Source organism: Shewanella sp. 10N.286.45.A1, from assembly GCF_041470405.1.
Lineage (GTDB): Bacteria > Pseudomonadota > Gammaproteobacteria > Enterobacterales > Shewanellaceae > Shewanella.
In genome coordinates this window covers 1-6,133 of the sequence record NZ_JBFRMK010000315.1, presented here as the reverse complement: position 1 = coordinate 6,133, position 6,133 = coordinate 1, and the positions used below count along the sequence as shown (strand labels likewise).

The following is a 6,133-nucleotide window of genomic DNA, read 5'->3' as shown; positions in this document are numbered from 1 at the left end:
AAAACAACCGTGAAAGATCAACAGCCCCTAGTCATACGATTTAAAGGCACTCATTGAGTGCCTTTTTTATGTTAATTTAGTAATGAATAAAACATTTGCTAATCAGGCAACTGCTTATACTGATTGGTAAAACAAACACATCGTAAGGATACTTGATGAAAAAATTACTGACGCTGCTACTTTTGACCTTTGTCGTTGTTGGTTGCGGTGATAAAAATGCAATCGATGCCAATTATGTTGAAGGCGTTAACTACCGAGCGCTGGCAACACCTATTGACACCGACGGTGAGCAGATCCAAGTGATGGAGTTCTTTTGGTATGGTTGTCCACATTGTGAGTCATTTGAAAAACCGCTGCACCAATGGCAAAAAACCATGGCTACAGATGTTGGCCTAGTGCAGTCACCCGCAATTTGGAATGATCTAATGAAGTTGCATGCCAAGGTGTTTTTCATCGTACAAAACATGACTGATGGCGATAAGGCACATGCTGCGCTGTTCCAAGAGGTGATGAAGCTGCGTGAGATCCGTGATAGTAAACTACAAACACAAAAGTTAGCGGAGTTCATGCAAGGTTTTGGGCTTAGTAAAGCAGCATTTATGCAGCAACTTACATCGGTTGAAGTCAATCAACAACTTGATCGAGCAATCAAGGTGATGGCTCAGTCTGAAATCGAAGGTACACCTTCAATTGTAGTAAATGGCCGCTACTTAGTACTGAATCAGTCCGCCAACAGCTTTGAGCAGGTACTGGATATTACTCGCTTTCTGGTCGAGAAGGAGCGAGCTCGGTTAGCCACGAACTAACGGTAGCGACAGTGCAAGCGCAATCACAGATAATCATATTTGATGGCATATGTAATCTATGCCACGGCGCAGTTAATTTTGTGATTAACCATGATAGTGGCGAAGGCTTTATGTTTGCCTCACTGCAATCGAAAGCGGGTAAAAGGTATTTGTCTAAGTACGGTGTGACAGAGGTTGCTTTAAATAGCGTGATATTGATAAAGGATGATAGCTGTTATCTGCGCAGTGATGCGGCAATAGAGATTGCAAAGTCCCTTGATGCACCTTGGCCACTGTTACGTTTTAGCCGTTTTTTGCCGAAAATAGTACGTGATGGGCTTTATAATGCAGTGGCAAAGCAGCGTTATAGGCTATTTGGCACAAGAGCAATCTGCCTGTTACCAACGGCTGCAGTTAAAAGTCGCTTTATCGAAGACTGATATCCAAATTAAAACCAATAAAAAAGGCACTCAATGAGTGCCTTTGCTGTATCTATATTACCTTGCAGAAAATCTTATGCTTCTGCTGGTAACTCAGCGTTGTGGTAAACGTTCTGAACGTCATCACAATCTTCAAGTGCAGCTAAGAATTTTTCAAATTGCTCAATCTCTTCTGCATCAGTAATCGCTGTCATTGTTTGTGGAACGAAAGTGATCTCTTCCATGACATATTCAGTTTCTGCAGGAAGTTCAGCTGCGAGTGCTGTTTTAACTTTGAAGAACTCTGTGTGTGGAGCATAAACACTGATCATGCCATCTTCTAGCTCTACGTCTGTTACATCAACGTCGGCCATCATTAGCATTTCAAGGATCGCATCTTCATCATCGCCAGCAAATACGAATACCGCTTGGTGATCGAACATGTGACCAGCTGTACCTGGACCACCTAGTTTGGCGTCATTTTTAACGAATGCTTGACGCACTTGAGTAAAGGTACGCTTGCCATTGTCTGTTAAACAATCAGCAATAACCATACATCCACCAGGACCAAAACCTTCGTAGCGAGCACTTTCATAATCTTCACCGCCACCGCCACGCGCTTTTTCGATCGCACGCTCAATAACGTGAGCGGGTACTTGATCTTTTTTAGCCTTGGAAATCATTTGACGTAACGCTAGGTTACCGTCGGGATCGAAACCACCATTTTTGGCGCAAACGTAGATCTCTTTTCCGTATCTAGAATAGAGTCTCGTCTTCTGCCCAGCAGTTTTCGCCATGGATTCTTTGCGGTTTTGGTATGCTCTGCCCATCTTGATCTTTCTCACTAAGCTTTAAAAAATTGCCAGCAATGTTAGCAGCTTTATTAGCACAAATCAGGTGCAGGCCTTTAAAAATACTAATCCCGATCAATAAAAGCTGCTATGCAGGCTCTACGCTAACTTTTATTAGCGCTGAAATATCGCATCAGCAGCTCAATAGTGGTTTTTATTAGTTGCGGTGGTTTATGGCCAAAATCATGTACAGCGTACACGGTATTAAGTGGACATTGATGATCGGGCACTAACATGGCTAATTGATTTTGTTGCTCTGCTTGCTGAAATACAAATTCAGGTAATAGTGCAACGCCTAAGCCTGCTTTAGCTAAAGCGCAAACCGCGGATGAATTATCGGTGAATCGATTGGCGACAAACGCTAAGTGTTTTGTCATTGCCGTGTTGTTATTTGTATTTGATAGCGGCTCTAGCTCATGGGTTAATCTTGCCTTTTGCCATGAGTTGGCTATGTAATCCAAAGATGGCCACTGCTCAGCATCAATCTCGTGCTTATGTCGCTTAATATACGTTGGACTAGCACAAACTACATCCCTGAAATCGCCGAGCTTACGCTGCATTAAATTGCTAGAAGGCAGCTTTCCGACCCGAATAACTAGATCAACATTATCACTGAGCAGGTCAATACGTTGATCGGCAACGGAAATCGTTGGCTTTACCTGCGCGTTATCACTACATAGTTCAGCGATAGCTGGAGCAACGATTGAATCAATAAGCGCATGGGGCGCACTTATTCTGATTGGGCCAGCAAGCTTTCCGCCTGTATCGCGTGCTTCCTGCCATGCGGTTTGAGATATGTCAGCCATTTGCGCGCAGCGTTGATAAAAGTCAGTTCCCGCTGGGGTTAGCTGTTGCTTGCGGGTGGTTCGATGCAGTAATTGTACTCCTACTGCTAGCTCAAGGCTTTTTAGGTGATGGCTTACGACGGATTTTGACAGATCTAAATTGTCTGCCGCAGCACTGATGGAACCCGCATCAACTATCTGTTTAAAAATGGCCATATGCCGTAAGTAATCCATAATACCTTCAATATTGTTCTGTTTTATCGAACAGTGGTTGCTGTATTAGCTAGGTTATCAATCTCAATCTTAGCTGTAAACTGGTCCCATATTTTGAAAACAACAGTGATTGGAGTTATACAATGCCTTCGACTTTATTAGATGCAGTTAAGTTAGCCAGTGAAACGTGGAAGAATGGTTTCAATAGCCAAGATGCCAAGCAGTGCGCTGGGCAATATGAAGTGAACGCGACCATGAATGCTCGACCTTTTGGTGAATTTGTCGGCAGAGATGCTATCGAGGCATTTTGGCAAAACTTGATCAATGAAGGGTTTGATAGTGTGGAATATATCGAGCCTAACTTCAGCATTGTGGACGACAAGACTGTGTTACTAACCTCTTCGTGGAAAATGAATAAGGCTCATGGCGTGATCCATAAAGAGCTGTGGGTACTGCAACAAGATGGCACAGCTAAGCTTGCTGATGATGATTTTGAAGTGCTGGGGTAGTTGCTCTGTTAGCGGGGTAATTATTCATAGGCAATTATTGAACAAAGCCAAGGTGAAATTTACAGGTCGCAGTAGAGCTATTAGCTATAAAAAACGTCGGTAAACTTGCCGGCGTTTTCGTATGTAGGAAGCAATCTGCTTACTCATTTATACCGAATGCTATAGGGTATATTTTTAATCTAAACTCCCTATCGATGAGTTGTAAGTCATTAAATATTGGGTAAATATTAATTTAACATTAATTTAATTCTGTATGTTAATTGCTCTTTTTATTTTTGTGATGAGTGATGGAAAGGCTTCATATTAATGGGGAATAATTCACATATTCATTGTTGAAACATCAGTACTGTATCTGCGGGGGAGTAAAGATCACATCTAAAGAATAATTTTGGAGTGATGATGAAGCGCTTTAACAAATGTGGGGTCGCCTTAATTGTAGCGGCAGCTTTCGGGCTTACAGCTTGTAGTGATGGAAAAGATGGTAATGACGGCGAAGATGGCACCAGCCCGTTACCGCCAGTGGTAGAGAAATCAACAACGACTAACGTTGAAATGATTGCGCATACCCTTGAAGAGGGAGCGATCAAATTTGAGTTTGAAATTACTAACGAAGAAGGGTTATTGATTTCAGGTTTAGAGAATGCCAGTGCAGAAATGGCTGTACTCACAGAAAAAGGTATCGCCCGTAGTCGCCCTGATTACGAAGGCACTATAGTCGGTGGCAATGCAGACCAAGCAACAGATGGTGCTAGCCTGACAATGACTGACAATGGCCGTTATGAGTTCTATGCGCCAATGGCTGCGATAGATAGTGGCAGCGAAGGCATAATACGTCTTGTTGTTGGTGGTGGCGATAATATCGCAAAGTCACGCTATATGGTTGTCGATAAAACTGAAGGTCTGCACACAACGACAACTGAGACTTGTCAAAGTTGTCACGTTGATTATGCTGCATCGAAATTGAAACACCCTAGCTACACTGCAATTAATACTGATGGCGATACTGATCTCGTTGCAGGTTGTATGGTTTGTCACGGTAATGTCGTCAGAGATGATGGTGGTTACGCGCGTAACTCGATGCAAAAAATTGGTCATATCAACCACCAAAAGTTTGAAAAAGATTTCGCACCAACAAACTGTTATACCTGTCACGCAGAGCCAGTGATCAATACAAGCATTGCAGGTAATGGTTGTAGTGATTGTCATTCGACTGACAATACCGCAGTACAAGCGATTATGGCATCGAGCAATGAGTTTGACGCCCGAGCATTTCACGCTGATAAGTCTGGTTTGACTGAGCTGCAAGAGATGCGTATGAGCTATTCAGCTGAGACTACAGCACCATTTAAAGATGAAAATAATGTTTGGTGTACCACAATGTCACTGTTTGAATCAGACGGTGAAAATAAGACTCAGCTTAATATCGGTCAATTGTATAACCCAGACGGTGGAACCGCGGGGAGTGTACATGTAGACGGCAAACCTGTTATCTACGCTGGTGCTTACTTGCATGGTTACGATAACAGCTCGATTGTTGGTCGTTTTGCAGGTCACGGTGATGACGAAATCAAAACTGACAACACTGACGGCACTCGCACACATTGTTTCCCTTCACCTTCAGCAGGCTTTGAAGCAGCAGACATTATGGCGACAGCTCGAATTGGCTTGAGCTATAACGGCTGGGTACAAGATGACAATAAGAATACGGTTTCATTTACCGGTTATTCTGAAGTCGTAAGCCAGTTAGGTGGTGAAGCGATGGAATACGAAAGACGTCATGCTGTTACCGCTGATAGTTGTACCACTTGTCATAATGGTGAGACCAATTATCACAAGAACGGTGCATACACAGAGGGTGGCTTAGACTGTGTTGCTTGTCATAACAACGGTCAAGATCGTAGTTCGAAGAACTCAGCGCCTGGCTTTGGACCTATGGTCCACAGTATGCACTGGGGAGTTGGAGCATCGGCTGTTACTGGTGAGCCTAATTCAGCGACTAGCCTAAACGCTGAAAACTGTGTGTCATGTCATGCTGACGGAATCGATCTGTATGCGATCCCTAATCAGTTTATCCGTGCGAAAGCATTCCATGGTGGTGACAATACTAAGATGGCAAGCCCAATTACGGCTAACTGTTTTGCTTGTCATAACGATGAGTCAGCGTTGAACCATATGGAACAGCAAGGCGGTTCAATTGACGAAGAAGTGGTTGCAGATTGGTACACCCAGCCAACTTCTGAGTCTTGTGCAACTTGTCACGCCGAAGGTAAGTCTTACGGTATTGAGAAGTTCCACGTTTTTGAACGTATGGAATAAAAAGTAAGGGTTAGTACCTCCCTGCATATAGCTAACCCGTGACTTTTTAGGGCTCTTACATAAGAGCCCTTTTTCGTTTTCGATGCTCAGGTTATTCTAATAATACCAATCAGTATAAGAAGTTGATCTACTCAGAGCGTTTTTGGCAAGCTAATTCAAGGCAGGCTAATTCAAAGTGAGTAATGACATAATGGTTATTCCCTTATGAGTTTATTCAACGTAGAAGTAGCAAGCCCAAAACACTCCTACAGGCGA

At 43.2% G+C, this 6,133-nt stretch carries 7 protein-coding genes; 4 read left to right on the top strand and 3 right to left on the bottom strand.

All coding sequences use genetic code 11. The features are described 5' to 3' along the window. Positions 1-155: 155 nt before the first annotated feature. A complete protein-coding gene (locus AB4238_RS20115) occupies positions 156-806 on the top strand; it encodes a thiol:disulfide interchange protein DsbA/DsbL (RefSeq protein ID WP_372035146.1) in 651 nt (216 codons plus the stop codon). 11 nt (positions 807-817) lie between these two features. After that, a complete protein-coding gene (locus AB4238_RS20110; RefSeq protein WP_372035144.1) occupies positions 818-1,225 on the top strand; it encodes a thiol-disulfide oxidoreductase DCC family protein in 408 nt (135 codons plus the stop codon). Positions 1,226-1,299: 74 nt separating this feature from the next. Here the strand turns inward: AB4238_RS20110 and AB4238_RS20105 are convergent, their stop codons facing one another. Both AB4238_RS20105 and AB4238_RS20100 read right to left on the bottom strand, forming a co-directional pair. Continuing rightward, positions 1,300-2,034: a YebC/PmpR family DNA-binding transcriptional regulator gene (locus AB4238_RS20105; protein WP_372035143.1), complete on the bottom strand. Its 735-nt coding sequence runs from the start codon at positions 2,032-2,034 to the stop codon at positions 1,300-1,302. Between the two features lie 125 nt (positions 2,035-2,159). Continuing rightward, positions 2,160-3,074: a LysR family transcriptional regulator gene (locus AB4238_RS20100; protein WP_372035142.1), complete on the bottom strand. Its 915-nt coding sequence runs from the start codon at positions 3,072-3,074 to the stop codon at positions 2,160-2,162. A 122-nt stretch (positions 3,075-3,196) separates the two neighbouring features. Between AB4238_RS20100 and AB4238_RS20095 the strand changes: the two genes are divergently transcribed. Beyond that, the gene (locus AB4238_RS20095; RefSeq protein WP_372035140.1) at positions 3,197-3,562 is read left to right on the top strand and encodes an isochorismatase; all 366 of its coding nucleotides are present in this window, start codon (positions 3,197-3,199) and stop codon (positions 3,560-3,562) included. Positions 3,563-3,991: 429 nt separating this feature from the next. On the opposite strand, the gene AB4238_RS20090 is transcribed toward AB4238_RS20095, so the two are convergent. Next, complete coding sequence (locus AB4238_RS20090; protein WP_372035150.1) at positions 3,992-4,042, bottom strand: hypothetical protein; 51 nt, start codon at positions 4,040-4,042, stop codon at positions 3,992-3,994. Positions 4,043-4,114: 72 nt separating this feature from the next. On the opposite strand from AB4238_RS20090, the gene AB4238_RS20085 reads away from it, so the two are divergent. After that, positions 4,115-5,878, top strand: coding sequence for a multiheme c-type cytochrome (locus tag AB4238_RS20085; RefSeq protein ID WP_372035148.1), 1,764 nt, complete (start codon positions 4,115-4,117; stop codon positions 5,876-5,878). The last annotated feature ends 255 nt before the right edge of the window (positions 5,879-6,133 follow it).

Coding starts and splice junctions, on each gene's coding strand:
- AB4238_RS20115 (WP_372035146.1), top strand. CDS start 156: ATGAAAAAATTACTGACGCTGCTACTTTTGACCTTTGTCGTTGTTGGT.
- AB4238_RS20105 (WP_372035143.1), bottom strand. CDS start 2,034: ATGGGCAGAGCATACCAAAACCGCAAAGAATCCATGGCGAAAACTGCT.
- AB4238_RS20100 (WP_372035142.1), bottom strand. CDS start 3,074: ATGGATTACTTACGGCATATGGCCATTTTTAAACAGATAGTTGATGCG.
- AB4238_RS20095 (WP_372035140.1), top strand. CDS start 3,197: ATGCCTTCGACTTTATTAGATGCAGTTAAGTTAGCCAGTGAAACGTGG.
- AB4238_RS20085 (WP_372035148.1), top strand. CDS start 4,115: ATGATTGCGCATACCCTTGAAGAGGGAGCGATCAAATTTGAGTTTGAA.